The following is a 24586-nucleotide window of genomic DNA, read 5'->3' on the forward strand; positions in this document are numbered from 1 at the left end:
CGTTAAGTCCAAAATGTGGGCAGCGTCGCGCACAGGGGTTCTTTTCGGTCTACTTCGCGGCGATCGCGTCCAATGCGATGGCCGCGACGGCCTCCATGGCCGCTCGTCCGGCGCCGCGGCGGGACATCAGCCGGAGCCCGGCGACGGTGCTGTGCGCGAACTCGGCGACGGCGCCGGGCTCGCGAGCGCTGTCGATCGTCCCGTCGAGTTGCCCTTCCTTGGCGCAGGCAGACAGAAGGGCGACGTGGCGCCGGGTGTCGGCGTCGATCCGCGCCTTGATCTCGGGATCGCGCTCGCCGAACTCGGCCACCGTGTTGACCACGAGGCAGCCCCGCCCGGGATGCTCGACCTCCTCGTCGATCGTGAAGTCGAACAGGGCGCGGAATCGCTCGACGCCGGTCCCGGATTCCTCCAGTAGTGCCGTTCTGGCCGTGATTCCGCGTTCGGCGTAGTGGTCGAGCGCGCGCATGAACAGGGCGTGCTTGCTGGAGAAGGTGTTGTAGATGCTGCTGCGGCCCAAGCCGGTGGCTTCGCAGAGGGCCTGTGTCGACGTGCCCTCGTAACCGCGTGCCCAGAACGCGTCCATGGCGCGCCCGATGGCGGCGCGCTCGTCGAATTCCTTCGGCCTGGCCATGGAAGCGACCGTACCAGGTTTTGGATCGGTCGGTTCAAAACGGGTCGGGTCAGCGTGCGGAGCGCCACAACGGCAAGATGGCAGGGTGGGTTACGACGCGCTGCTTTGGCTTTCGTTCGGTGGTCCCGAGGGGCCCGACGAGGTGATGCCGTTCCTGGAGAACGTCACGCGGGGCCGGGGGGTCCCCCGGGAACGACTGCTCGAGGTCTCCGAGCATTACCAGCACTTCGGCGGGGTCTCGCCGATCAACCGGCTGAACCGGGACGCGATCTCCGCGGTCGAGAAGCAACTCGCTGCCGCCGGGATCGATCTGCCGGTCCACTTCGGCAACCGCAACTGGCGGCCGATGGTCGAGGACGCACTGGCCGAGATCACCGAGGCGGGTGCTCAGCGCGTCCTGGTCTTCCCCACGAGCGCGTACGGCGGCTATTCCGCCTGCCGCCAGTACGACGAGGACATCGAGCGCGCCCGTGCGTCGGTCGGCGAGGGCGCGCCGGAACTGGTGAAGCTGCGGCAATTCTTCGACCACCCGCTGTTCGTCGCCGCCTTCGCCGACGCCGTCCGGGCCGCGCACGCGAAGCTGGGGAACCAGCCTGGGACGAGGACGGTGTTCTGCGCGCACTCGGTGCCCGAGTCCGCGGACACCGCGTCCGGACCGCCTTCGGAAGGCGGACGGCGTTACTCGCGCCAGATCGCCGAAGCGGCCCGGCTCGTCGCGGCCGAAGTGGGTATCGAGACCTACGACGTCGTCTGGCAGTCGCGCTCCGGCCCGCCGCAGGTGCCGTGGCTGGAGCCGGACATCGTCGACCACATCGACGCGTTGCACGCGGAAGGCGTCACCTCGGTGGTCGTGTGCCCGGTGGGTTTCGTGTCCGACCACCTCGAGGTGATCTGGGACCTCGACAACGAGGCCGCCGAGCGGGCCGCGGAGCACGGCATGGGCTTCGCGCGGGCCGCCACGCCGGACACCGACCCGCGTTTCGCCGAACTCGTCGTGGAGCTGATCCGGGAACACACCGAAGGGGCGCCGGCGCGGAAGCTTTCGCCGTTCCCGGCGGCCGGGTGCACGATCAACGGGGCGCCTTGCGCGGTCGGGTGCTGCGAGCCCGCGAAGAGGCCCGCGCGTCCGTAGGCGATCAGGCTCGTGAGTGAGGACGGTTCTGGCCGCCCTTGCCGCTTACGAGGCGCGCCTCGCTATGCCACCGCCGCTCTTGCTCGCCCCTGCGGTACATGAAGGCCCCCTTCCTGTACTTAGGCGCAAGGAAGGGGGCCTTCATGTACTTGGCATGGTGTGAAGGTCGAGTTTCCTCGGCTGAGCCGAGGGAAGGGGGCCTTCACGCGCCTCTGTTGTGACTGCTGGTGCAGGTGGGGCGTATGTGGCGATCATCGAGTCCGTGAAGGCCTCCTTGGGGATTCATCTTTGTTCTCCCGCCAGTGTGTCGGCGGGTTAGGCGGTTTTGCCCGGTCTCCAATGTGGCGTTGGGGGCATCGGGTGCTGCGGTGTCCTGCGTCGTCTCGAAGCCAGTTGGAGTCGCGGCTCTGGGAAGGCTTGTCGTCGGTAAGTAAATGAAGGCCTCCTTGAGGGACCCAGAGTCCCTCAAGGAGGCCTTCACGGACCGAGATGAGGATCAAGACACCTTCGGCTTTGACGAGGTCAGTCGTGGAAGCCGATGTCTTTGGACATGACCTTCAGGTGCTTCGTCGTGGTCAGCGTTCCGCCGTAGTGGTAGCAGCGGATGCCGGTGTCGACCCACTCGTCGTCGACGCCCAGTCGGACGGTGGTCACTTCCGGCATCTTGTCGCAGCGCAGCACGTCGTCGGCGCCGAGCGGCCCGCCGTTCTGGAACGCCATGATCGATTCGTGGAACTCCCGGTGGACCTGGTCCCGCACGAGGAAACGAGCCTTCGCGGTGATGTCCTGCTTGTAGGTGTCGAAGGTCTTGCCCGGGGAGTAGTCGTACACCCGGGCGTCGATCTGGACGGTCTGGTCCTTGAAAGTGGCCGAACATTTCATCATCGAGCCGGAGAGCTCACCGCACTGAAGGGCCAGGCCGAGGTTCGGCCCGCCGATCATGCCCTCCGCGTGCTCTTTGATCTCGAACCGGATCTTGGCCGCGAGTTCGCTCGGCGATTTTCCCCGCTCGGCCACCGAGGTCGGGGCGGGACTGGAGACCGGTTCAGTGGTGGCTTCGTCGTACTTCGGCCCGCAGGCGCCGAGCAAGACGACGGACGCGACGGCGAGGACCGGCGCGGTACGGCGTGGCTTTCGAACGGTCATCACGCGGCGATCCTTGACAGGTGCAGGTCGATGAGGGCGATGGCCTCATCGCCGGATTGGTAGCCGAGCAACACCGCGTCGCCGAGACCGGAAACCAGGGCGAGCAGAAGAGCGGCTTCAGCGGCCGGGTCGATGGACTGAACGAGATCGCCGTCCGCCTGGGCGGCGGCGAGCAGGGCCGCGATCGCGTCGCGAAGCTGGCCGTGGCCGGCCCTGAAGTGGCCGGCGATCTCCGGATCCTTGAACGCGCGCACGATGAAGGCGTTGGCGACCAGCGCGTCGTTCCGGCTCGCCTCGTCCAGCGGGAGCAGTGCGACGAGAAGATCCCGGACGCTGGGCTCGGACGGCATGGCGATGCGCTCCTCGACTCCATCCCGAAGGGTGGTCGTCGCGTAGCGCAGCATGTCGTCCCGTGACGCGAAGTAGTGCTGCACGAACCCTTTCGAGATACCGGCCTCGGCTGCGACCTCGTTCAGGCTGACCCCTTCGAGCCCCCGGTCGGCCGCGATACGGCGAACGGCCGCGGCGATCTGCCGTCGCCGGTCCTCGTGATCGACTCGTTTGGGCACCACTTCTCCTTTTGGCAGTCCGATCGGATTGCAAACTTCTCACCAACTGTTTACAATCCGATCGTACCGTAAAGAGGAGGGGTGCGAATGAAGGTGGGCGGTTTCGCCTCGTCGGCGGCGCGAGCCGAGTACGAGGCCGTCTATGAACGAGGTTTGGCGGCCTTGCCCGCGCCGGCCGGTGTGCACGACATCCAGACGTCGTTCGGGGTGGCGCGCGTGTACCGGTTCGGGCAGCCGGGCGGGACACCGATCGTGCTGCTGCCCGGTCGCGCCGGTACCGCGGTGATGTGGGAACCCAACCTCACCGCGCTGCTCCGGCACGGCGAGGTCTTCGCGGTGGACCTCATCGGTGAGCCGGGGCGCAGCGAACAGACCGTCCCGATCCGCGACGGTGCGGATCAAGCCGCGTGGCTGAGCACGGTGCTCGCGGAACTCGACCTGTCGTCCGTGCACCTGATCGGGTACTCGTTCGGTGGCTGGCTCGCCACCAACCTCGCGGTGCGGGCGCCGGACCGGCTGAGGTCGCTCACCGTGATCGACCCCGTGCTGACCTTCGGCGGCCTGACCGCGGGACTCGTCATCCGCGCCACCCTCGCCGTGATCCCCGGTGTCAGCCGATGGGCCCGCCCTTCGTTCCTCAACTGGATTTCCGGTGGCGCGGAAATCGACGCCACGGATCCGGTCGCGCGGGTGATCGACGAGGGAATGCGGACCTTCCGCATCGCCCTGCCGTCGCCCAGGTTGTTCACCGACGCGCAGTTGCGCTCACTGCGGATGCCGGTGCTGGCCCTGATCGCCGGGCGCAGTGTCATCCACGATCCGGACCGCGCTGCCGCCCGCGCCCGCGATCTCCTGGCCCGGGGACAGGTCGAACTGTGGCCGTCGGCGACCCATGCCATCGCCGGTGAATCCGCGGCCGAGGTCAACGCGCGCGTCCTGAGGTTCCTGGCCGACTGCGAAGCGGGCTCGTGACCGCGCGCGGCAAGAACCCCACGCTGTCGTTGCTCCTCTGGGACGTCGCGCTCCCGTTGGCCGCCTACTACGGGCTCCGGCTCGCCGGCCAGAGCGAGCAGGTTTCGCTGCTGGCCGGGGCGGGTGTGGCCGCGGCGCGGATCGCGTGGGTCGCCGTCCGTGACCGGTCCTTCGACGGCTTCGCCGCGTTGCTGGCCGGTGTGCTCGGAGTCGGGCTCGTGCTCTCGCTGGTCACCGGTGACGCGAAGTTCCTGCTGCTGAAGGAATCCTTCGCCACCGCGACCGCCGCGATCGTGCTGTTGCTGAGCTGCTTCGGGCGCACGCCCATGGTGCTCGTCGCCGTGCGGGCCGGTTCCAGCGCGGCGAAACGCGCGGAGATCGAACGGCTCGGCGACGAGGTCCCCGCTTTCCGGCGGGCGTTCACCCGGATGTCCGCGGTGTGGGGAGTGGCGCTGTTGCTGGAGGCCGCGGTCCGGGTGCCGCTGGTCTACACCTTGTCGGCCGACGTGATGAACGCGCTCAGCGTGTTCCTGCTGCTCGCTGTCATCGGCGGGCTCTCGCTGTGGTCCGCCCGGTATGCCGAAAGGATCCTGCGGAAGCACACCGTGGCCGCGTGAACCACCCGGCTATGGGTGCCTGTCCGCCTGCTCGGCGAACACCCGCACCGCTTCGTTGATCGCCGCGCACCGGGCGTTGCGGACGGCTTCGGTCAGCGGCCGCAAGGCCTCCGCCCGCCGAAGCGCCGCCGACGAGGAGAGCGCGCCGCCCGGATCGTCGGATTCCGCGATGGCGAGGATCGCCGCGATCTCCTGGGACCGTTGGAGCACCCGCAGCGCCCGGTTGGGCATTCCGGCGGGCCAGGGCGCGTCGGTGGCCGCTCGGAGCCGGGCCGAGAGCTCCGCCCGCACCCCGGGCCGTTCGCTGGCCACGTCCAGCGCCTGCAACGCACCCGCGCTCGCGCGGATCGCGTCGGTCAGGCCGTGTTCGGCCTCGCCCAGCGGGCGGTACTCGAGCACGCCCGGCATGGGCACCGAGTACACGGTCCACCGCATGAGACCTTCGGCGATCGCCTCGGGGACCACTCCGTAGCCGAGCTCCGGCAGCACGACGGCCTCGCCGGTCCGCAGCGCGGCCTCGGCGAACGGACCGCCGCCGCCCAGCCCGCGCACGTCACCTGGCACCGGGAGTAGCAGCTGCATGCTCTTCGCCCCCTGCGAACGGAGGGCGAGCAGCAGCTGGACCGGGGTCGCGGCCCGGTTGAACGCGAGTGGCAGGTCGAACGCCTCGGCGGCCGCCGCGTCCGCGGCGACGAAGTCGTGGGCTTCACCCCAGACCTGCAGGGCGTCAAGGACGTCGTCGGAGGCCGCGGCTCCGTTCAGCCACGCCGAAGACCAGACCGCGAGGGTCGCACTAGGACGGCACACCGGACTGATTTTAGTCGTGCTTTCAGTGAAACCAGGAAATGGGCGGGTTAACCCCGGCTTGACTTCTCCTCTTCTCAACGTGCGGACGACTACGGCGGACGGGCGCCGTCGGCGATCGGGGCGATCCGATCAGAACGGGCGGTCCGCGGCCGGCACAGGTGGGTTTCGGGCATACGTCAAGCCTCCAGGGCGGACACCGTCGCCGCATCAACCGATCTTTGAAGATCTCTCCATCGAACGGTTGATGCGGAGCTGGAGTTGCTTCACGTCGACAGCGGCCACGCCCGCGACGTAGCGTCGAACGGGTGAACGATGTTCCCGCAAACCTGCCCCGGACCGCCGGGGACCTCCGCGCGGCGGGTCACCTGCCGCGGTCGATCAACCAAGAACTGCACGACAACCTGCTTGCCAAGCTCCGGGCGGGCGAAGACGCCTGGCCCGGGATCGTCGGTTTCTCGCGCACGGTGCTGCCGCAACTGGAACGCGCGCTGCTGGCCGGCCACGACGTAGTCCTCCTCGGCGAACGCGGCCAGGGCAAGACCCGGCTGCTGCGTACCCTCGTGGGACTTCTCGACGAATGGACGCCCGTGATCGAGGGCGCCGAGCTGGGCGAGCACCCGCTCGACCCGATCACCCCGGAGTCGCGCCGCCGCGCCGCCGAACTCGGCGACGCCCTGCCCGTGACCTGGCGCCACCGGGACGAGCGGTACACGGAGAAACTGGCCACACCGGACACCTCGGTCGGTGACCTGATCGGCGACGTCGACCCGGTGAAGGTCGCGGAAGGCCGCAGCCTCGGCGATCCCGAGACCATCCACTTCGGACTCGTCCCGCGCGCCCACCGCGGCATCGTGGCGATCAACGAGCTGCCGGATCTCGCCGAGCGCATCCAGGTCGCGCTGCTGAACGTGATGGAGGAGCGCGACATCCAGGTGCGCGGCTACACCTTGCGCCTGCCGCTGGACGTACTGCTGGTGTCGACGGCCAACCCGGAGGACTACACCAACCGCGGCCGCATCATCACCCCGCTCAAGGACCGGTTCGGCGCCGAGATCCGTACCCACTACCCGCTCGACGTCGAGGCGGAGATCGCGGTCGTCCGGCAGGAGGCGCGGCTGGTCGCCGAGGTCGGCGAGCCGTTGCTGGAGGTGCTCGCCCGGTTCGTGCGGAACCTGCGTGAGTCGCCGGTGATCGACCAGCGGTCCGGTGTTTCGGCCCGGTTCGCCGTCGCGGCGGCGGAAACGGTCGGCGCCGCGGCGTTGCGCCGGTCCGCGCTGACCGGCGAGGAACCCGCGGTGGCGCGCCCGGTCGATCTCGACGCCGTGCCCGCCGTCCTGCGCGGCAAGCTCGAATTCGAGCCAGGAGAGGAGGGGCGCGAGACCGAACACCTCGTGCACCTGCTGCGCCGAGCGGTCGCGGAGACGGCCCGCTCGCGGTTCGCCGGTCTGGACCTGCTGCCGCTGGCCGACGCCGTCGAGTCCGGGCATCTGGTGGCCACCGGGGAACGTGTACCCGGTAAGGACGTCCTCGCCGCGCTGCCGGAACTGCCGGTCCTGCACGACGTCGCGGCGCGTGCGGGCGTCGCGCCGGACGAACCGGCGGGGCGGATCGCGGCCGCGGTCGAGCTGGCGCTGGAATCCCTGTTCCTGTCGAGGAGACTCGCCAAGGACTCGGACGACTCGACGACCGTCTACGGCCGATGAGTTTCCTCCCTGAGGGCTATTCGTACGGGCCGTGGCACGACGGCCCGGATCCGCTGGCGCCGCCCGCGGATCTGCGGGACGCGCTCGACGAGATCGGCCGCGACGTCATGGCGGGCGCCTCGCCCCGGTCCGCGCTCGAAGAGCTGCTGAGGCGCGGCACCCCGCGCACCGCGGGGCTCGACGAGCTGACCAGGCGGCTCTGGCAGCGCCGGTCGGAGATCCAGCGTCGGCATCGGCTCGACGGCACGCTTCAAGAGGTCCAGCGGCTTCTCGACCAGGCGCTGGAGGCCGAGCGCCGCGAGTTGTTCCCCGATCCGGACGACGACGCCCGTTTCCGCGAGGCGCAGCTGGACGCGTTGCCGCCGGGGACGGCCGCGGCGGTGCGCGAACTCGCCGAGTACGACTGGCGTTCGCGAGAGGGCAGGGAGAATTACGAGAAGATCCGCGAGCTGCTCGGCCGTGAGCTGCTGGATTCCCGTTTCGAAGGGATGAAGGAGGCGCTGCGGAACGCCGGCCCTGAGCAGGTCGAGCAGGCGAACCGCATGCTCGCCGACCTCAACGACCTCCTGGCCGCGCACGCCCAGGGCCGTGAGGACGTCCCCGAGCGGTTCGCGGAGTTCATGCGTGAGCACGGCGAGTTCTTCCCGGAGAACCCGAAGAACGTCGAAGAGCTGATCGACGTCCTCGCCGCTCGCGCCGCGGCCGCGCAGCGGATGCTGAACTCGATGACCCCGGAACAGCGAGCCGAACTGGCCGAACTGTCCCAACAGGCGTTCGGCGACCCGCGGCTCGCGCAGCAACTGTCCACTTTGGATGCTCAGCTGAGAGCGTTGCGGCCCGGTGAGGACTGGACATCCTCGGGGCGCTTCCGGGGCGACGATCCGCTGGGCCTCGGCGAGGGCGCCAGGGCGATGTCCGATCTCGCCGAGCTGGACGCGCTGGCCGAACAGCTCGGCCAGTCGTATCCGGGCGCGAGGCTGGAGGACATCGACGTAGACGCGCTCGAACGCCAGCTCGGACGGGACGCCGGCGTCGACGCGCGGCGGCTGTCCGAACTGGAACGCGAGCTCCGGCGGCAAGGCCTTTTCGAACGTGCTCCGGATGGAACGCTTCGCTTGTCTCCCAAGGCTTTGCGACGGCTGGGCGAGACGGCGCTCGCGGACGTCGTGAACGCGTTGCGCGGCAAGACCGGGCAGCGGGAGACCGAGTCCGCCGGCGCCGCGGGCGAGCCGACCGGCGCCACCAGGCCGTGGCGGTTCGGGGACATGCAGCCGTGGGACGTCTCCAGAACGGTCCGCAACTCCGTCCTGCGCTCGATTTCGGTGGGGGAGCGATCGGTCCGGATGGACGTTTCCGACGTCGAGGTGGTCGAGACCGAGCACCGGTCTCGCGCGGCGGTGGCGTTGCTCGTGGACACCTCGTGGTCGATGGTGCAGGAGGGGCGCTGGCTGCCGATGAAGCGGACGGCGCTCGCGCTGCACCAGCTGATCAGCACCCGGTTCCGCAACGACGCTCTCCAGCTGATCACCTTCGGCCGCTACGCGACGTCAGTCGAACTGGCCGAGCTGGTGGGCCTGGAAGGCGCTTGGGAACAGGGCACCAACGCCCACCACGCCCTGCTCCTGGCCGGACGCCATCTGCGGCGGCATCCCGACGCGCAGCCGGTGGTCCTGATGGTCACCGACGGCGAGCCGACCGCGCACCTGGAACCGGACGGATCGGCGGAATTCGACTATCCGCCCCAGCCGAGGACACTGCTGAAGACCCTGTCCGAAGTGGACCGGATGGCGAAGCTGGGCGCGTCGGTGACGGTGTTCCGCCTCGGGGACGACCCGCGGCTGACGGAGTTCGTCGACCTGCTCGCCCGCCGCTCCGGGGGCCGGGTGGTCGCTCCCGACCTCGACGGGCTCGGTGCCGCCGTGGTCGGCGACTACCTGCGGACCAGGAAGCGCTGAACTCACCTACGCTGAGCCGATGGGGTACTCGGTCGGGAAGGTCGCGGCGCTCTCGGGCGTCACCGTGCGCACGCTGCACCACTACGACGAGATCGGCCTGCTGTCCCCGAGCGGGCGGACGGCCGCCGGGTATCGCAGCTACAGCGACGACGACCTCGACCGCCTCCAACGCGTCCTGTTCTACCGGGAACTCGGGTTCGGCCTCGAGACGATCGCGAAGGTGATCGAAGACCCGGGTGTGGACGCGTTGGAGCACCTGCGGCGCCAGCGCGCGCTGCTCGCCGACCGGATCGGCGAGCTTACGAGGATGGCCGAATCCGTCGAGCGGGTGATCGCGGCGAAGGAGGTCGGCGCCGCGCTGACCCCGGAGGAGCGCTTCGAGGTCTTCGGCGAGTTCCGTGAGCCGGAGGGCTACGCGGAGGAAGCCGTCCGCCGATGGGGTGAGACTCCGCACTGGCGGGCGGCGGCCGTGCCGCGGTCCAAGGAGGAATGGCTCGCGGCGGAGAAGATCCGGGAGGACTGGGTCCGGCGGTTGCTCGCCGTCTTCGACTCCGGCGCGCCCGCCGGCAGTTCCTCGGCGATGGACCTCGCCGAGGAACACCGCCGGATGCTCGCGGCGTTCATGGGTGACTGCGACCTCGCGACGCACCGTGAGCTCGCCGGGCTGTACGCGACCGAACCGGTCCAGCTCGGTTTCCTGGTGCGTGAGCCGGACCAGCGGCCTGGCCTCGGCGAGTACATCCGGGACGCCGTCCACGCCAACGCGGACCGGGCCGCCGGATAGCGAGTCCGGTTACTCCGGCCGTGTTGGTCTCCCACCGGGCGGGAACGGCGCGGCGGCTCCGCTTACAGTCGAGGTATGCAGACTTGGTCATCGGTCGACGTGCCCCGTATCCCCGGCACCCCCCGTCCGCTGCGGCTCCACGACACCGCGACGGGACAGATCCGTCCCACCGCGCCCGGGCCCACCGCCCGGATGTACGTCTGCGGCATCACGCCGTACGACGCCACCCATCTGGGGCACGCGGCCACGTACCTGACGTTCGACCTGGTGAACCGCCTGTGGCGGGACGCCGGGCACGAAGTCCACTACGTGCAGAACGTGACGGACATCGACGAGCCCCTCTTGGAACGCGCCGAGCGCGACAAGGACGACTGGGTCGTCCTCGGCATGCGCGAGACGGCACTGTTCCGGGAGGACATGACCGCGTTGCGGGTGTTGCCGCCGCGGCAGTTCGTCGGGGCCGTCGAGAGCATCCCGGAGATCGTCGAGGTCATCGCCAAGCTGCTGGCCAACGGCAGCGCCTACCGCGCGGACGACGCGGAATACCCGGACATCTACTTCGACCACGACGCGACCGGGCACTTCGGTTCCGAGTCGAACTACGACGCCGAGACCATGGCGAAGTTCTTCGCCGAACGCGGCGGCGACCCGGACCGCCCCGGCAAGCAGCACCCGCTGGACGCGCTGCTGTGGCGGATGGCGCGCCCCGGCGAGCCGTCGTGGGAGTCCGAACTGGGCGCGGGCAGGCCCGGCTGGCACATCGAGTGCAGCGCGATCGCGGTCAACCGCCTCGGCCTCGGCTTCGACGTCCAGGGCGGTGGCTCGGACCTGATCTTCCCCCACCACGAGTACAGCGCCGCGCACGCGGAGGCCGTCGCGGGGGACAGGCCGTTCGCGCGGCACTACGTGCACGCCGGGATGATCGGCCTCGACGGCGAGAAGATGTCGAAGTCGCGCGGGAACCTCGTGTTCGTCTCGCGGCTGCGCGCCGACAAGGTCGACCCCGGCACGATCCGGCTCGCGCTGTTCTCCGGCCACTACCGCGAGGACCGGCCGTGGACCGCGCAGCTGCAGTCGGACGCCGAAGCGCGGCTGGCGCGCTGGCGCGAAGCGGTCTCTCTCGGCACGGGCCCCGCGGCGGAGGACACCGTCGCGCGTCTGCGTGACCGTCTCACCGACGACCTCGACACGCCCAAGGCGCTCGCGGCCGTCGACGCCTGGGTGGAGCAGGCGCTGAACCGCTCCGGCACCGACCCGGCCGCGCCCGGGCTGATCCGGAACGCGGTCGACGCGCTGCTCGGCATCGAGCTCTGAGGAACGTCAGGAAAGGGTCGTTCAGGACATCTTTTGTCCTGAACGACCCTTTCCTGACATCCGTATAACGCCCTACACGGCGACGCGGCCGGCTTCGAGCCGGAGGTGGTCACCCGCCCAGTCCCGCCGCAGCCATCGATCGTGAGACGCGATGACGACGGCGCCCGGCGCGGAATCGAGCGCGGTGAACAGCTCCTCGGCCAAGGTGAGCGAGATGTGGTTCGTCGGCTCGTCCAGCAGGAGCACCTCCGGCGGGTCGGCGATGAGCAGCGCCAGCGCGAGCCGCCGCCGCTGCCCGACCGACAACGCGCCCACCCGGGTCCCGAGATCACGCGGTGCCAGCAACCCCAGCCCGCGCAACGGGGGAGCGTTCTCGCCGAGGGCTTCGGCGTAGGTCCGTTGAGCGGTCTTCTCCGGCTCGTCGAACACGACGTCCTGTGCCAGCAGGCCGATCCGCACCCCGCGTCCGGAAAGGACGGTGCCGGAGTCCGGGGTCAGCGAGCCGGCCAGGACGGACAGCAGCGTCGACTTCCCGGCGCCGTTGCCGCCGGTGATCAGGAGTCTCGACGTGGTCGTGACATCCAGGGTCGCCAGCCGGAGTCGCCCCGCGATCTCGATGTCCCGTACCGAGATCGCCGTCTTCCCTTCGCCGGGCTCTCCGGTCAGATCGCCCTGGAACCGCAGTGGCGCCGGCGGTTTCCACACCTGGTCGCGTTCCAGTTCGTCCAGCCGCAGCTGGGCGTTGCGGACCCGGCGTGAGATCTGCTTCTGCACCCTCCCGGTCTTGAAGTCGTAGAGCATCTTGGCGTTGTCACGCTGCGGCCGGTTGTGCGCGACGTTGCGCGCGGTGACGGCCACCGATTCACGCAGTTCCTTGAGCTCGTCCTGTTCCTCGGCGTAGCGCTGTTCCCAGCGCGCCCGCTCGGCCCGTTTCTGGTCCAGGTAGTCGGAATACGTGCCGCCGTACCGGGTCGGGCCGCCCAGCGCCGGGTCGAGGTCGACGATGTCGGTGCACACCGCGTCGAGGAACACGCGATCGTGCGATGACAGCACGAGGACACCGGTCAGCGAAGCGAGATGCTGTTCGAGGAACTCCATCGCGGCGTCGTCGAGATGGTTCGTCGGCTCGTCCAGGACCAAGGTGCCCGGCCGCCGGATCAGCAACGCCGCGAGGCCGAGCCGCGACCGCTGGCCGCCCGACAGCGTGCCCAGTTCGCGCGCCGGGTCGATCCCGGCCAGTCCGAGCCCCGCGCACACGACCTCGGCGCGCCGATCGGCGTCCCACAGGTCGTGCGCCTGGGCCCATTCGAGCACCGTGCCGTACTCGTCGAGCACGGCGGCGTCGTCCGGGTGCCGGGCGAGCGCCTCGGTCAGCTCGTCGAGCCTCGCGGACGCTCGCCGAATCTCGGCGAGCGCGTCGTCGATGACGTCGGAGAACCTCGCCGTGAGCGGGAAAGGCAGCTCCTGCAGGAGGAATCCGAGGTCGTCGCCTCGGATCACCTCGCCGCCCTGCGGCTCTTCGACCCCGGCCAGCAGACGCAGGAGCGTGGACTTGCCGACGCCGTTCTCGCCGACCAGTCCGAGTCGCTGCCCGGCCGAAGCCGTCAGGTTCACGCCGTCGAGGACGACGCGGGCACCGTAGGAGTGGACGAGGTCCTTGGCGATCAGGGAAAGAGACATACGACATCACCGGGTTTCTTCGGACATGGGGAACCCCGCCGGGCGTCGTGGCTTACGGGAGCGGTGCTCGACCGAAGCCGCCTCGGGGCGGGGAAGGCGCGATGTCAGTTGTCCATGATGCGAAGAGTCTAACGCAACACCTGTAGCGTTAGTCAAGTCCTCTTTTCGGAGCGCAGGCGAGCGGCCTCTTGTTCGGCGAACACGCGCCCGTCGGTCATGACGCCGAGCAGCGCGGCGAGCTGGCGCCGGTCGAGCTTGCCGAGGCGGTCGCCGAAGAACCTGGCCATGGGGGAGTAGAGGTCGGCGACGTCGTCGAGCCGGTCGGGGAGCGGGCGGATCGCGAGACGCCGACGGTCGGCGGGATCGGGGACGCGCTCGACCAGCCGCCGCGTCTCCATGCGGTCGAGCATCCGCGTCACCGCGCCGGTGTTCATGCCGAGCGCCCGTGCGAGCCCGGTCGGCGAGGTCGCGGCACCACTGATGACCAGCTGGAGCCCGTGCAGCTCGGTCGGGCTGATCCCGAGCCGTTCCGCCATGGCCGTCTGGAACAGGACGGTCGCGCTGACGAACCGGGGGATCTCCAAAGCCGCCGCGGTGGCGAGTTCTCGCTGGTCAGGCATGTGCTTCCCTTGGACAGTAAGTGCGCTACGCAGTTGCTGCGTTGTGCAGCAACTTCCCAGGCAAGGGTATCGAGGCGGCTTGACATCGTTCCGGCCACCTGTAAATCTGAAAGGGAACTTTCGAAAGATATCTTTCAGATTGGATCGGGCGATGGCCGGGTTACCGCCGCGCAAGCGGATCGAAGACGTCGAGCTGATGCGGGCGCTGGCGCATCCGCTGCGGTCGGCGCTGGTGGACCACCTCATGGCGGTCGGCCCGCGGACCGCGAGCGAGTGCGCGGCGGCCGTCGGCTCGACCGCCTCGAACTGCAGCTGGCATCTGCGTCAGCTGGCGCGGCACGGCCTCGTGGAGCGGGTCGAGGGGGAGGACGGGCGGGAGCGGCCGTGGCGGGCGTGCCAGGTCGGCATCGAGTTCGGTGACGACCCGGAGCTGCACGGGGCGCAGCTGGCGGTCGTGGGAACCACTCTCGCGCGGGAAAAGGAGCTGACCGAGCGCTATCTCGACGCAGCCGACCGGCTCGGCAAGGAGTGGCAGGACGCGTCGGGGATCAACAACTACTCGCTGCGGGTGACCGCCGGCGAGCTGGCGGAGCTGGTCCAGCGGATCGACGCGCTCGTGCGGCCCTACGTCGGCGCGATCCGTGAAGACGCTCCCGCGGAGGCGCTCCCGGTCCACTTGGGACTGCGGGCGTTCCTCCGCATCGACGCCGAGGGGAAGCCGGGCAGATGAAACCGTTGAGGGAACCCGCCTTCGCGCGGTTGTGGATCGCCGCCTTCTTCTCCGAGACCGCGGAGTGGATGCTGCAGATCGCGTTGCCGGTGTTCGTCTTCCAGGCGACCGGTTCGGCGGCCACCACGGCGTTGAGCATCGTCCTCGGCCTGGTGCCCGCGGTGCTGCTGAGCCCGGTCGCCGGTGTGATCGCGGACCGCTGGAACCGGCGGCTCGTGCTGTGCGTGGTGTGTGCGGGACAGGCGTTCGTGGCGCTGCCGCTGCTGTTCGTCGCGTCCGGCGGCCCGGTGTACGTGATCTACGGGGTGATGGCCGCGCAGGCGGGCCTGGCTTCGCTGTTCGAGCCCGCGCGCAACGCGCTCGTGCCCGAACTGGTCGCCCCCGGCGAGCTGATCGGCGCCAACGGCCTGATGAGCATCAACGGCAGCGTCGCGCGGCTCGCCGGTGGCTGGGCGGGCGGGCTCCTGCTCGGGTTCGGCGGTCTGGGCTGGGTCGTGGTCGCCTATCTCGGCGTGCTGGTGATCGGCTCGGCATTGCTGGTGCGCCCGTTCCGGCGCGTCGCCGCGCCGAAAGCGGCCGGACCGCACGAGCCGGTGTTGCAAGCTTGGCTCGACGGGCTCCGCGAGATCGGCCGCGAAGGACGCCTTCGCCTCGCCGGTGTCGTCGTGGTGCTGACGTCACTGGCGCAGGGGATGTTCCTGGTGCTGTTCGTGGTCTTCGTACTCGACATCCTCGACGGCACCGAAGGCGACGTCGGCCTGCTGCGCGGCGTGCAGGCACTCGGCGGGCTGGCCGCGGGATTCGCCGTCGCCACCGTCGCCCGCAAGGTCGCGCCCGCCGCTCTGCTCGGCTGGGGCGGGCTCGCGCTCGGCCTGCTGTCGGCGGTGATCTGGAACCTGCCCGCGCTGACCGCTTCGCTGGGCGTCTTCATCGGGCTCTTCGGGCTGGTCGGCGCACCCGGGGTGCTCGCCGGGTCCGGGCTGCTCTCGCTGGTCCAGACCGCCGCGTCCCCGGAACGCTCCGGCCGCGTGCTGAGCACCGTCTTCGCCGGGACCGCGGGGTTCACGGCGCTGGGCGCTCTGCTGACGGGATGGCTGCTGAACGTGCTGGGCACGGGGGTCTTGCTGAACGTCCAGGCGGGTCTGCACGCCGTCTCGGCGTTGATCGTGCTGGGTGTGTCGGCGTCGGGCAGGCTGCGCGGTGACACTATTCCGGCGGTTCCCCGGACCGGGTGAAGCTACGGTGGTGGAGTGCCGCATCTCTTCGCCACCAGCGACCTCCACGTCACCCATGAGGGCAACGCCCCGCTCGTCGACGAGGTCGTCCCCCGGACCCCCGACGACTGGCTGCTCGTGGCCGGTGACGTCGCCGAACGCGCCGAATCCGTGATCGGGGTGCTCAAGACCTTGCGCGAACGCTTCGCGAAGGTCGTCTGGGTACCCGGCAACCACGAGCTGTGGACCACCCAGAAGGACGAATGTCAGCTGCGCGGACAGGCGCGTTACGAGCATCTGGTCGAACGCTGCCGCGAGATCGACGTCCTCACCCCGGAGGACCCGTACCCGGTATGGGAGCACCAGGAGAAGCCGCTGACGATCGCGCCGCTGTTCGTCCTTTACGACTACAGCTGGCGGACCCCGCTGGCCGACGGGCTGCCGATGCTGGCGGCCATCGAGCAGGCGCGCGAGGCGGGCGTGCTGTGCACGGACGAGTTCTTCCTGCACCCCGATCCGTATCCCAGCAGGCAGGCGTGGTGCGCCGACCGGGTGAAGATCAGCACGGAACGGCTGGAGGCGATCCCCGAGGACCACGGGACGATCCTGATGTCGCACTGGCCGCTGCACCGCCACCCGACCGAACCGCTGTACTTCCCGGAGTTCGCGCTGTGGTGCGGGACGACCGAGACCGAGGACTGGCACCTGCGCTTCCGTGCCGAGGTCGCCGTCTACGGGCACCTGCACATCCCGCGCTCCACGGCGGCGGACGGGGTGCGGTTCGAAGAGGTCTCGCTCGGCTATCCGCGTGAGTGGCGGAAGCGGGCGCGGGGGCCGATCCCGCTGCGGCGCATCTTCTGACCCCTCCCGAACGCTATGAACGGTCCGTTCCTTGCGAAATTTGCAAGGAACGGACCGTTCATAGCGCTTGACGGGACGCGATCAGACCCGGCCGGGACCGTCCTGGCCGGGACGGCGACGCCGCAGGTACCGCTCGAACTCGGCCGCGATCTTGTCCCCGCTGACGTCGTCCAGCGTGAACTCGGTCTCCGCGTCGCCGCGCTCCTCGAGTCCCCGGACGTACTCGCTGATCTCCTCGTCCTCCTCGGCCATCTCGGTGACCGTCCGCTGCCACTCCTCCGCCTGCTCGGGAAGGGCGCCGAGCGGGATCTCGACGTCGAGGATGTCTTCGAGTTTGTGCAACAGCGCCAGCGTGGCCTTGGGCGACGGCGGATGCGAGACGTAGTGCGGCACGGCCGCCCAGATCGAGACCGCCGGGACACCCGCCTGCACGCAGTAGTCCTGTAAGACCCCGACGATGCCGGTCGGTCCCTGGTAGTTGTTCAGCTCCAGCCCGAACTGCGAAGCGGTGTCCTTGTCGTACGCCGTCCCGGTGACCGGGACCGGCCGCGTGTGCGCGGTGTCGGCCAGGAGCGCGCCGAGGGTGACGACGGTGGAGACTTCCAGTCGCTGGATGTGCTCCAGCAGTTCGGCGCAGAAGGCGCGCCAGCGCATATTCGGTTCGGGCCCCTGGACCAGCACGATGTCCCGGCTGAGGCTTTCCGGGCGGCATACCGAGAGCCGCGTGGTCGGCCAGTCGACCCGCCGGGTGACGCCGTCCACCATACGCACGGTCGGTCTGCTGACCTGGAAGTCGTAGTACTCGTCAGGACTCAGCTCGCTCAGTGGTGTCGCATCCCAGTTGAGCTGGAGATGCTCGACCGCCCGGCTGGCCGCGTCACCTGCGTCGTTCCATCCTTCGAAGGCGACGATCATGATCGGCTTGGTGTCATCCGGGTGGTCGCGGCCGGGCCGCTGGGTCTCGTCGACGGGCTCACTCACCGGACCAGCCTACGACCAGGCGGCCGTGTGCCGTTGGGCATGTCCGGTGGCGTTTCGCGGGGGCGAACCGCGCGGAGCCGACGCAATACGACATTTCGGGCGACCACCTGGCCGTCGACGTGAATCCGTCTCGGCTACCGTGGGCTCTGGAAGGCTTGACCGATCGTGAGGGGGAACCGTGACCGAACCGTCCACACCGGACGGGCTCGCCGCCGTGCTGTGGGACATGGACGGCACGCTGGTCGACTCGGAGAAGCTGTGGGACGTCGCGCTCTACGAAGCCGTCGAAAGCCTCGGCGGCACCCTGACCGAGGAACAGCGCCTGAGTCTCGTCGGGTCCAATATGGACGACACGGCCGCGTTCCTGCTCGAAGTGTGCGCCAGGCCGGTCACGTCCGAGTCGATCGCGGAGATGGGGCAGTGGATCCGCCGTCGCACGGCCAACCTCTTCGACGGTCCCCTCCCGTGGCGTCCGGGCGCGCAGGAGCTGCTCGAACTGTTGCGCTCCAACGGCGTTCCCATGGCGCTGGTCACCTCCACCGAACGGTCGCTGACCGAACTCGCGCTCAACACGATCGGCCGCGAGTACTTCGCCGCCACGGTCTGCGGTGACGAGGTCGATGGTCTGAACAAGCCGGACGCGAGGCCATATCAGCTGGCCACGGAGTTGCTGGGAGTCCCGGCTTCCCGGTGTGTGGCGATCGAAGATTCACCGCCTGGCGCGGCTTCCGCGGCCGCCGCCGGCTGCACGGTGGTGGTGATCCCGAACGACGTCGACGTCGAACCGGGAGAGCGGCGGGTGTTCCGCACGTCGCTGGTCGGGCTCGACGTGGCGGCGCTGACCGCGCTCCTGCCCTGACCGCCATGTCGCGTTTCCGCTAGACCGCACCCGGTGCGGTCGGTGATGCTGGCCTGGTGCATGAGGATTTCGAGCGCTGTGTCCGGGCGGTCCAAGCGAAGGACGCCCGGTTCGACGGCTGGTTCTTCACCGCCGTCCTGACGACGCGGATCTACTGCCGGGCGAGCTGCCCGGTCGTCCCGCCCAAACCGGAGAACATGACGTTCTACCCGAGCGCGGCGGCCGCGCAGGAGGCCGGGTTCCGTGCCTGCAAACGGTGCCGTCCGGATGCCAGCCCCGGGTCGCCGCAGTGGAACGAGCGCGCGGACCTGGTGGCCAGGGCGATGCGGCTGATCGCCGACGGCGTCGTCGACACCGACGGCGTGAGCGGCCTGGCCGCCCGGCTCGGCTACAGCGTCCGGCAGGTGGAGCGGCACGTGCGCGCCGAACTCGGCGCGGGCCCGCTCAGTCTCGCCCGTGCGCAACGGGCGCAGACGGCGCGGCTGCTGATCGAGACGACCGGCCTGTCGATGATCGACGTCGCCCTCGCCGCGGGGTTCGGCAGCGTCCGGACCTTCAACGACACCGTCCGTGAGGTCTTCGCGCTGTCCCCGACGGAACTGCGGGCGCGTGTCCGCTCCGCCCCGGCGGCCGCGCCAGGGACGCTGAACCTGCGTCTGCCGTACCGGAAGCCGCTGTTCCCGGACAACCTCTTCGGGCATCTCGTCGCGACCGGTGTCCCCGGGGTCGAGGAATGGCGCGACGGCGCGTACCGCCGCACGCTGCGGCTCCCGCACGGACCCGCCGTCGTCGCGCTCAAGCCGGAGGACGGCTACATCGGCTGCCGGCTCACCTTGTCGGATCTGCGGGATCTCTCGACCGCGATCAGCCGTTGCCGCCGTCTGCTCGACCTGGACGCCGACCCGGTCGCCGTCGACGACGCTCTGGCCGCGGATCCGCAGCTCGGGCCGCTCGTCGCCGCCGCGCCGGGCAGGCGGGTGCCGAGGACGGTCGACGGTGACGAGTTCGCCGTCCGCGCCGTACTGGGGCAGCAGGTGTCCACCGCGGCCGCCCGCACCCACGCCGCCAGGCTGGTCCTCGTGCATGGTGACCCCGTCGACGATCCGGACGGCGGGCTCACCCACGTCTTCCCGGACACCGCCGCGCTCGCGGAGATCGACCCGGAGAGCCTCGCCATGCCGCAGAGCCGCAAGCGGACCCTGCTCGGCCTCGTCGCGGAACTGAACGGCGGGGAACTCGACCTCGGCGCGGGAAGCGACTGGCAGCGCGCCCGCGAGCGGCTGCACGCGTTGCCCGGCTTCGGCCCGTGGACCGTCGAGAGCATCGCCATGCGCTCGCTCGGCGACCCCGACGCCTTCCTGCCGACCGACCTCGGCGTCAAAGTCGCCGCGAAAGGGCTCGGGCTCGGCCCGGCGGCGTTCGCCGCGCACGCCGAACACTGGCGCCCGTGGCGCGCCTACGCCGTCCAGCACCTCTGGGCGACCGGAGATCACCCGATCAACCGGCTGCCCGCCGCCTGAATTCGAGGAGCGCCATGCGCACGCACACCGTCATCGACAGTCCGTACGACAAGCTGACCCTGGTCGCGGACGGCGAAAGCCTCTGCGGGGTCTACATGGTCCAGCAGCGGCACCGCCCGCCCGAGGAGAGTTTCGGCCATCAGGAACCGGACGCGCCGATCTTCGTCGAGACCGAGAAGCAGTTGAAGGAGTACTTCGCCGGACAGCGGAAGGAATTCGATCTCCCGCTGAGCTTCGGCGGCACCGAATTCCAGCGGATGGTCTGGGAAGGCCTGCTCGGCATCCCATATGGCGAGACGGTCTCTTACGGTCAGCTCGCCGACCGGCTCGGCAGGCCCACCGCCTCGCGCGCGGTCGGGCTCGCGAACGGGAAGAACCCGATCGGCATCATCGTGCCGTGCCATCGGGTGATCGGTTCCAACGGCGATCTCACCGGTTACGGCGGCGGTGTCGAACGGAAGCGGCACCTGCTCGACTTCGAGCGGGGCGGCGCTGCGCTGTTCTGAGGTGTGACGCGGGCGGCAACACACCGGCCCGGGGCAGCGCGGCGCGGGCGCGGATGGAAGGATCTCGGACCGTGAAGACCTTCGATGAGCTGTTCGCCGAGCTTGCCGAGCGCGCCCGTACGCGCCCCGACGGTTCCGGCACCGTCGCCGCACTGGACGCGGGAGTGCACGCGCAGGGCAAGAAGGTGCTCGAAGAGGCGGGCGAGGTGTGGATCGCCGCCGAGCACGAATCCGACGACAGGCTCTCCGAGGAGATTTCACAGCTGCTGTACCGCGTACAGGTGCTCATGCTCGGCCGAGGACTGTCGACAGAGGACGTGTACCGGTACCTGTGACGCGTTCGCGTCCGGAAAACCAAGGAGAAGCAATGCTGCGTGTCGCCGTGCCGAACAAGGGAGCCCTCGCCGCCGCCGCGACGGAGATGCTCGGAGAGGCCGGCTACCGCAAGCGACATGAGGCCCGCGACCTGACCGTGCTCGACACGATCAACGAGGTCGAGTTCTTCTTCTTGCGTCCCAAGGACATCGCGATCTACGTCGGATCCGGCGAGCTGGATCTCGGCATCACCGGCCGCGACCTCGCGCTCGATTCCGGTGCCCCGGTCGAGGAGATCCTGGGCCTCGGCTTCGGCGGTTCCACCTTCCGGTACGCCGCGCCGGCGGGCCGGGAGTGGCGGGCCGAAGACCTGCAGGGCAAGCGGCTCGCGACGTCGTACCCGCGGCTCGTGCGCGAGAACCTGAAGCAGCACGGGGTGGAGGCGGAGGTCATCCGCCTCGACGGCGCCGTCGAGATCTCGATCCAGCTCGGCGTGGCCGACGCCATCGCGGACGTCGTCGAGTCGGGACGGTCGTTGCGCCAGCACAACCTCGTGGCCTTCGGGGACCCGATCTGTGTGTCGGAGGCGGTGCTGCTGCAGCGGGCGGGCACCGAGCACACCCGGCCCAAGGACCAGCTCAAGGCACGGCTGCAAGGTGTCGTCTTCGCTCAGCACTACATGATGCTGGACTACGACTGCCCGCGGTCGCTGCTCGACGCCGCCATCTCGATCACGCCGGGTCTCGAGTCGCCGACCGTCGCGCCGCTGGCCCACGAAGACTGGGTGGCCGTGCGGGCGATGGTGCCGCGCAAGGAGGTCAACCGGATCATGGACGAGCTCGCCGAGACCGGCGCCAAGGCCATCCTGGCTTCCGACATCCGGGCCTGCCGCCTCTGACCTCGCTCCGGACGCTATGAAAGGTCCTTTCCTTGCAAAATTTGCAAGGAAAGGACCTTTCATAGCATTGGCTAGCGGGGGCGGTTGGGCTTCTTGGGCATCAGGTCGTAGAGCTTCTTTCGCGCTCCGTTGTCCTTGGCGCTGCGAGTCACCGAGACCTCGGTGATGAAGTCCTCGAAGACGAACTCCTCGTCCGCGGGCACGATCGCCGCGGCCGGATGGTTCTGCAGGTAGCCGTCCAGTGTCTCCGCGATCTCCCGGAACGACAACGCCTGCAGCGTTTCCGGCGCGTACGTCGTCACCGGTACGCCGTGCGCGGCGGCTTCGTTCATCACGACGCCGAGCGGGACGTGCGACAGCATCGGGATCCCGAACGCGTACAGCTCCTGCAACGCCGCGGCCGCGTAGTGCGAGATCGGGCGGCGGTACAGCCCGGGCACGAGGCCGTAGTAGGCGATCGGCGGACGGCCGACGGTCTGTTCGACGTAACGCACCTGGTCCGCGAGCAGGCGCAGCGCGCGGATGCTCGTCCGGTCCGGCTGCACCGGCACGAGGATCCCGTGCGAAGCGGCGAGCGCGTTGTTGGTGAGCACGTCGAGCGCGGGCGGGCAGTCGATGATGATGTGGTCGTAGTTCGCGAACTGGATGACCCTGGCCAGCTGCCAGCCGGGTACGCGGAACTGGTCCAGCCGCCGGATCAGGTCGAACATCCCCGGCGAGGTCGGGATGACGTCGAACGCGCCGCCCCGCCCGAGGTTGCTGCGCGGATGTCGCACCGCGAGCTCCTCGATCGAGCCCTTCCACACCTTGGTCAGGGCTTTCGCGAGACTGGGCATGTCCGGCGACACCTCGTCGAGTCCGAGGAGTTCGGTGGTCGCGTGGCCCTGTGGGTCGAGGTCGATCAGCAGCACCCGGCGGCCGCGTTCGGCCAGTGCGGCCGCCGCGCCCACGCTGAGTGAGGTCTTGCCGACCCCGCCTTTCTGGTTGACCACCGAGGTGATCTGCATGCCGAAGCGCTCCCTGTGTCTGTTGTTCCGCGAAGGCTATTGGAAACACGCCGAGAAAGCGCGTCTATCAGCCCGCCTGTCGCGGTCGCACCAGCAACGCCTGCGCCCCGGAGGCGATCGGCCCCGACGCGTCGTGCAGCGTCGTCGTCGCCGTGCCGATCCCGTTCGGGCCGACCAGGGTGGCCGCGTCGACGCCGATCCAGTCGCCGAGGGGCGGGCGGCGGAGGTGCACCGTCAGCTCCGAGTTGATGAACCACCACTCCCGCGGGTCCAGGAAGTTCGAGATCCCGTTGCCGGAGTCCGCCAGCACGAACAGCCGCTGCAGCGGGCTCGGCTTCTCCCCGTCCACGAGCGCGACGCGCTGCCTGCCCCAGACGGTCGCGGGGCCGGGTTCGTCCAGCGCGCCCTTGACGCGGCGCCACTCGACGGCTTGGAGGTACCCGCCGTGCCAGCCTTCAGGCCAGGTCGACGCGGGCAGACCGTCCGGTGACGGCAGCGCGGGTGCTTCCGCGGTGGCCACCGCGGTGGTGTCCGACGTCGCGATACGCCACGCCGAGGCACGGGCGACGACCCGCTCGCCGTGGGAGAGTTCGGCCGTCAGCCACTCGACCGACCGGCCCGGTCGTTCCACCCGAGCCCGTACCGACAGCTCTTCGAGCGGTGCGGGCCCGAGGATCTCGACCGTCACCCGGGCCAGCTGGCTCGCGTGCGGCGCCTCGACCTCTTCGAGCGCGCGGACCAGCAACGCCGAGGGCGGCCCGAAGTGCTGCGCTTCGGGAGTCCAGGGGCCGGCGGTGTGCGGGGTCGGGAGGAAGACGCCGTCGCCTGACGGCACGTAGAAGGCTTCTGTCACAAACGCACCCTAGGCCTAGTCCGCACGGTCCAATACGGACTCTTCGCCGGGATCCGGCTCCGGCCAGCCGGGGTACGGCGGGGGAGTGCCGCCGTACTGCGGGCAGAGGGCCTGGTGGTCGCACCACGCGCAGAGTTTGCTCGGATTCGGCCGGAAATCTCCGGTCTTGCCCGCTTTGAGGATCGCCTGCCAGATCGCCTCCAGCGTGCGCTCGAAACGGATCAGCTCGCCCTCGTCGGGCGTGTACGCCAGTGACTGCCCGTCGGTGAGGTACATCAGTTTCAGCTGGCGAGGTACGACACCGCGAAGCCGCCAGAGGACCACGGCGTAGAACTTCATCTGGAACATCGCCTTGGCCTCGCCGATCTCGCGGGGCGCGGCACCGGTCTTGTAGTCGACGACGCGGATTTCGCCGGTCGGAGCCACGTCCAGCCTGTCGACGTAGCCCCGGAGCAGCACACCGGAGCCCAGTTCGATCTCGACGTGCAGTTCACACGCCTCCGGCTCCAGGCGACGCGGATCCTCGAGGCCGAAATAGGTGTCGACGAGCTGCTCGGCCGACGAGAGCCACGACGTGACGGCGTCGGGGTCCTCCTGATCGAACAGCTCGATCCACTCCGGACGTTCCGCGGACAGCTCCTCCCACGCCGGTGCGAGCAGCTCCTTGGCCTGCGGAGGGGTGCGATCGGCCTGGGGAAGGGAGAACAGGCGCTCCAGCACGGAATGCACCAGCGTGCCGCGCAGCTGGGCCTTCGTCGGGATCTCGGGCAGTCTGTCGACCGCGCGGAAGCGGTAGAGCAGCGGACACTGCTTGAAGTCGCTGGCACGCGACGGGGACAGGGCCGGCCGACGGCGCGGGACTTCGGCGCCGGGCGGCGGATCGGCGGTGACCGTGTCGGTGTCGGGCAT

The 24586-nt window shown here is 69.7% G+C and carries 25 protein-coding genes; 15 read left to right on the plus strand and 10 right to left on the minus strand.

The features are described from left to right. Window positions 1-49: 49 nt before the first annotated feature. On the minus strand, window positions 50-634 hold the full coding sequence (locus ACIBTM_RS20745) for a TetR/AcrR family transcriptional regulator (RefSeq protein ID WP_395878681.1): 585 nt from the start codon (window positions 632-634) through the stop codon (window positions 50-52). A gap of 85 nt (window positions 635-719) precedes the next feature. Between ACIBTM_RS20745 and ACIBTM_RS20750 the strand changes: the two genes are divergently transcribed. Next, window positions 720-1766, plus strand: coding sequence for a ferrochelatase (locus ACIBTM_RS20750; RefSeq protein ID WP_395878682.1), 1047 nt, complete (start codon window positions 720-722; stop codon window positions 1764-1766). A gap of 522 nt (window positions 1767-2288) precedes the next feature. Here the strand turns inward: ACIBTM_RS20750 and ACIBTM_RS20755 are convergent. Together ACIBTM_RS20755 and ACIBTM_RS20760 are read right to left on the minus strand one after the other, a co-directional pair. Beyond that, window positions 2289-2912, minus strand: coding sequence for a hypothetical protein (locus ACIBTM_RS20755; protein ID WP_395878683.1), 624 nt, complete (start codon window positions 2910-2912; stop codon window positions 2289-2291). Continuing rightward, window positions 2912-3481, minus strand: a complete 570-nt coding sequence (locus tag ACIBTM_RS20760) for a TetR/AcrR family transcriptional regulator (protein WP_395878684.1) — start codon at window positions 3479-3481, stop codon at window positions 2912-2914. Before ACIBTM_RS20760 ends, ACIBTM_RS20755 begins: the two co-directional genes overlap by 1 nt. Window positions 3482-3568: 87 nt before the next feature. Between ACIBTM_RS20760 and ACIBTM_RS20765 the strand changes: the two genes are divergently transcribed. After that, window positions 3569-4453, plus strand: a complete 885-nt coding sequence (locus ACIBTM_RS20765) for an alpha/beta fold hydrolase (protein WP_395878909.1) — start codon at window positions 3569-3571, stop codon at window positions 4451-4453. Beyond that, a complete protein-coding gene (locus ACIBTM_RS20770; protein ID WP_395878685.1) occupies window positions 4450-5070 on the plus strand; it encodes a VC0807 family protein in 621 nt (206 codons plus the stop codon). Before ACIBTM_RS20765 ends, ACIBTM_RS20770 begins: the two co-directional genes overlap by 4 nt. Window positions 5071-5079: 9 nt before the next feature. Here the strand turns inward: ACIBTM_RS20770 and ACIBTM_RS20775 are convergent, their stop codons facing one another. After that, window positions 5080-5877 carry a hypothetical protein gene (locus ACIBTM_RS20775; protein WP_395878686.1) on the minus strand — a complete coding sequence of 266 codons (798 nt, stop codon included), beginning with the start codon at window positions 5875-5877 and terminating at the stop codon, window positions 5080-5082. A gap of 305 nt (window positions 5878-6182) precedes the next feature. Between ACIBTM_RS20775 and ACIBTM_RS20780 the strand changes: the two genes are divergently transcribed. The 4 genes from ACIBTM_RS20780 (at window position 6183) to mshC (ending at window position 11633) form a co-directional block, all read left to right on the plus strand. After that, window positions 6183-7580 (plus strand): sigma 54-interacting transcriptional regulator, encoded by a 1398-nt coding sequence (locus ACIBTM_RS20780; RefSeq protein WP_395878687.1) that lies wholly within the window; start codon window positions 6183-6185, stop codon window positions 7578-7580. Further along, complete coding sequence (locus ACIBTM_RS20785; protein WP_395878688.1) at window positions 7577-9535, plus strand: hypothetical protein; 1959 nt, start codon at window positions 7577-7579, stop codon at window positions 9533-9535. Before ACIBTM_RS20780 ends, ACIBTM_RS20785 begins: the two co-directional genes overlap by 4 nt. 19 nt (window positions 9536-9554) lie before the next feature. Beyond that, window positions 9555-10319: a MerR family transcriptional regulator gene (locus tag ACIBTM_RS20790; protein WP_395878689.1), complete on the plus strand. Its 765-nt coding sequence runs from the start codon at window positions 9555-9557 to the stop codon at window positions 10317-10319. 75 nt (window positions 10320-10394) lie between these two features. Continuing rightward, window positions 10395-11633, plus strand: a complete 1239-nt coding sequence (gene mshC / locus ACIBTM_RS20795) for a cysteine--1-D-myo-inosityl 2-amino-2-deoxy-alpha-D-glucopyranoside ligase (protein ID WP_395878690.1) — start codon at window positions 10395-10397, stop codon at window positions 11631-11633. A gap of 72 nt (window positions 11634-11705) precedes the next feature. Here mshC and ACIBTM_RS20800 read toward each other — a convergent pair whose 3' ends face one another. Both ACIBTM_RS20800 and ACIBTM_RS20805 read right to left on the minus strand, forming a co-directional pair. After that, window positions 11706-13313 (minus strand): ABC-F family ATP-binding cassette domain-containing protein, encoded by a 1608-nt coding sequence (locus tag ACIBTM_RS20800; protein WP_395878691.1) that lies wholly within the window; start codon window positions 13311-13313, stop codon window positions 11706-11708. A 152-nt stretch (window positions 13314-13465) separates the two neighbouring features. Next, complete coding sequence (locus ACIBTM_RS20805) at window positions 13466-13933, minus strand: MarR family winged helix-turn-helix transcriptional regulator (protein WP_395878692.1); 468 nt, start codon at window positions 13931-13933, stop codon at window positions 13466-13468. Between the two features lie 151 nt (window positions 13934-14084). Here ACIBTM_RS20805 and ACIBTM_RS20810 point away from each other — a divergent pair, with 151 nt between their 5' ends. From ACIBTM_RS20810 to ACIBTM_RS20820, 3 genes are read left to right on the plus strand one after another with little or no spacing between them, the layout of a single operon-like run. Continuing rightward, window positions 14085-14663, plus strand: coding sequence for an ArsR/SmtB family transcription factor (locus ACIBTM_RS20810; RefSeq protein WP_395878693.1), 579 nt, complete (start codon window positions 14085-14087; stop codon window positions 14661-14663). Further along, complete coding sequence (locus ACIBTM_RS20815) at window positions 14660-15898, plus strand: MFS transporter (RefSeq protein ID WP_395878694.1); 1239 nt, start codon at window positions 14660-14662, stop codon at window positions 15896-15898. The genes ACIBTM_RS20810 and ACIBTM_RS20815 overlap by 4 nt, the downstream gene beginning before the upstream one ends. A gap of 15 nt (window positions 15899-15913) precedes the next feature. After that, window positions 15914-16738: a metallophosphoesterase family protein gene (locus tag ACIBTM_RS20820; protein ID WP_395878695.1), complete on the plus strand. Its 825-nt coding sequence runs from the start codon at window positions 15914-15916 to the stop codon at window positions 16736-16738. An 81-nt stretch (window positions 16739-16819) separates the two neighbouring features. Here the strand turns inward: ACIBTM_RS20820 and ACIBTM_RS20825 are convergent, their stop codons facing one another. Further along, complete coding sequence (locus ACIBTM_RS20825; protein WP_395878696.1) at window positions 16820-17719, minus strand: PAC2 family protein; 900 nt, start codon at window positions 17717-17719, stop codon at window positions 16820-16822. Between the two features lie 178 nt (window positions 17720-17897). On the opposite strand from ACIBTM_RS20825, the gene ACIBTM_RS20830 reads away from it, so the two are divergent. The 5 genes from ACIBTM_RS20830 to hisG all read left to right on the plus strand — a co-directional run bounded on the left by ACIBTM_RS20830 (window position 17898) and on the right by hisG (window position 21817). Then, window positions 17898-18578, plus strand: a complete 681-nt coding sequence (locus ACIBTM_RS20830) for an HAD family hydrolase (protein WP_395878697.1) — start codon at window positions 17898-17900, stop codon at window positions 18576-18578. Window positions 18579-18634: 56 nt separating this feature from the next. Continuing rightward, a complete protein-coding gene (locus ACIBTM_RS20835) occupies window positions 18635-20098 on the plus strand; it encodes a DNA-3-methyladenine glycosylase 2 family protein (RefSeq protein ID WP_395878698.1) in 1464 nt (487 codons plus the stop codon). A 14-nt stretch (window positions 20099-20112) separates the two neighbouring features. Beyond that, the gene (locus ACIBTM_RS20840) at window positions 20113-20604 is read left to right on the plus strand and encodes a methylated-DNA--[protein]-cysteine S-methyltransferase (protein WP_395878699.1); all 492 of its coding nucleotides are present in this window, start codon (window positions 20113-20115) and stop codon (window positions 20602-20604) included. 71 nt (window positions 20605-20675) lie between these two features. Further along, window positions 20676-20939: a phosphoribosyl-ATP diphosphatase gene (locus ACIBTM_RS20845; protein WP_016334149.1), complete on the plus strand. Its 264-nt coding sequence runs from the start codon at window positions 20676-20678 to the stop codon at window positions 20937-20939. A 32-nt stretch (window positions 20940-20971) separates the two neighbouring features. Then, window positions 20972-21817: an ATP phosphoribosyltransferase gene (gene hisG, locus ACIBTM_RS20850; protein ID WP_395878700.1), complete on the plus strand. Its 846-nt coding sequence runs from the start codon at window positions 20972-20974 to the stop codon at window positions 21815-21817. Between the two features lie 71 nt (window positions 21818-21888). Here hisG and ACIBTM_RS20855 read toward each other — a convergent pair whose 3' ends face one another. The 3 genes from ACIBTM_RS20855 to ACIBTM_RS20865 form a co-directional block, all read right to left on the minus strand. Then, window positions 21889-22824: a ParA family protein gene (locus ACIBTM_RS20855; protein WP_395878701.1), complete on the minus strand. Its 936-nt coding sequence runs from the start codon at window positions 22822-22824 to the stop codon at window positions 21889-21891. A gap of 67 nt (window positions 22825-22891) precedes the next feature. After that, window positions 22892-23677 (minus strand): thioesterase family protein, encoded by a 786-nt coding sequence (locus ACIBTM_RS20860; protein WP_395878702.1) that lies wholly within the window; start codon window positions 23675-23677, stop codon window positions 22892-22894. 15 nt (window positions 23678-23692) lie between these two features. Next, window positions 23693-24586 carry a RecB family exonuclease gene (locus ACIBTM_RS20865; RefSeq protein WP_395878703.1) on the minus strand — a complete coding sequence of 298 codons (894 nt, stop codon included), beginning with the start codon at window positions 24584-24586 and terminating at the stop codon, window positions 23693-23695.

Source organism: Amycolatopsis sp. NPDC049868 (assembly GCF_044461365.1).
Lineage (GTDB): Bacteria > Actinomycetota > Actinomycetes > Mycobacteriales > Pseudonocardiaceae > Amycolatopsis.

Bases quoted from the DNA above. Each gene is read 5' to 3' on its own strand.
- ACIBTM_RS20745 (WP_395878681.1), bottom strand. From the start codon at position 634: ATGGCCAGGCCGAAGGAATTCGACGAGCGCGCCGCCATCGGGCGCGCC.
- ACIBTM_RS20755 (WP_395878683.1), bottom strand. From the start codon at position 2,912: ATGACCGTTCGAAAGCCACGCCGTACCGCGCCGGTCCTCGCCGTCGCG.
- ACIBTM_RS20765 (WP_395878909.1), top strand. From the start codon at position 3,569: ATGAAGGTGGGCGGTTTCGCCTCGTCGGCGGCGCGAGCCGAGTACGAG.
- ACIBTM_RS20785 (WP_395878688.1), top strand. From the start codon at position 7,577: ATGAGTTTCCTCCCTGAGGGCTATTCGTACGGGCCGTGGCACGACGGC.
- ACIBTM_RS20790 (WP_395878689.1), top strand. From the start codon at position 9,555: ATGGGGTACTCGGTCGGGAAGGTCGCGGCGCTCTCGGGCGTCACCGTG.
- mshC (WP_395878690.1), top strand. From the start codon at position 10,395: ATGCAGACTTGGTCATCGGTCGACGTGCCCCGTATCCCCGGCACCCCC.
- ACIBTM_RS20800 (WP_395878691.1), bottom strand. From the start codon at position 13,313: ATGTCTCTTTCCCTGATCGCCAAGGACCTCGTCCACTCCTACGGTGCC.
- ACIBTM_RS20805 (WP_395878692.1), bottom strand. From the start codon at position 13,933: ATGCCTGACCAGCGAGAACTCGCCACCGCGGCGGCTTTGGAGATCCCC.
- ACIBTM_RS20810 (WP_395878693.1), top strand. From the start codon at position 14,085: ATGGCCGGGTTACCGCCGCGCAAGCGGATCGAAGACGTCGAGCTGATG.
- ACIBTM_RS20815 (WP_395878694.1), top strand. From the start codon at position 14,660: ATGAAACCGTTGAGGGAACCCGCCTTCGCGCGGTTGTGGATCGCCGCC.
- ACIBTM_RS20840 (WP_395878699.1), top strand. From the start codon at position 20,113: ATGCGCACGCACACCGTCATCGACAGTCCGTACGACAAGCTGACCCTG.
- hisG (WP_395878700.1), top strand. From the start codon at position 20,972: ATGCTGCGTGTCGCCGTGCCGAACAAGGGAGCCCTCGCCGCCGCCGCG.
- ACIBTM_RS20855 (WP_395878701.1), bottom strand. From the start codon at position 22,824: ATGCAGATCACCTCGGTGGTCAACCAGAAAGGCGGGGTCGGCAAGACC.
- ACIBTM_RS20865 (WP_395878703.1), bottom strand. From the start codon at position 24,586: ATGCCCGACACCGACACGGTCACCGCCGATCCGCCGCCCGGCGCCGAA.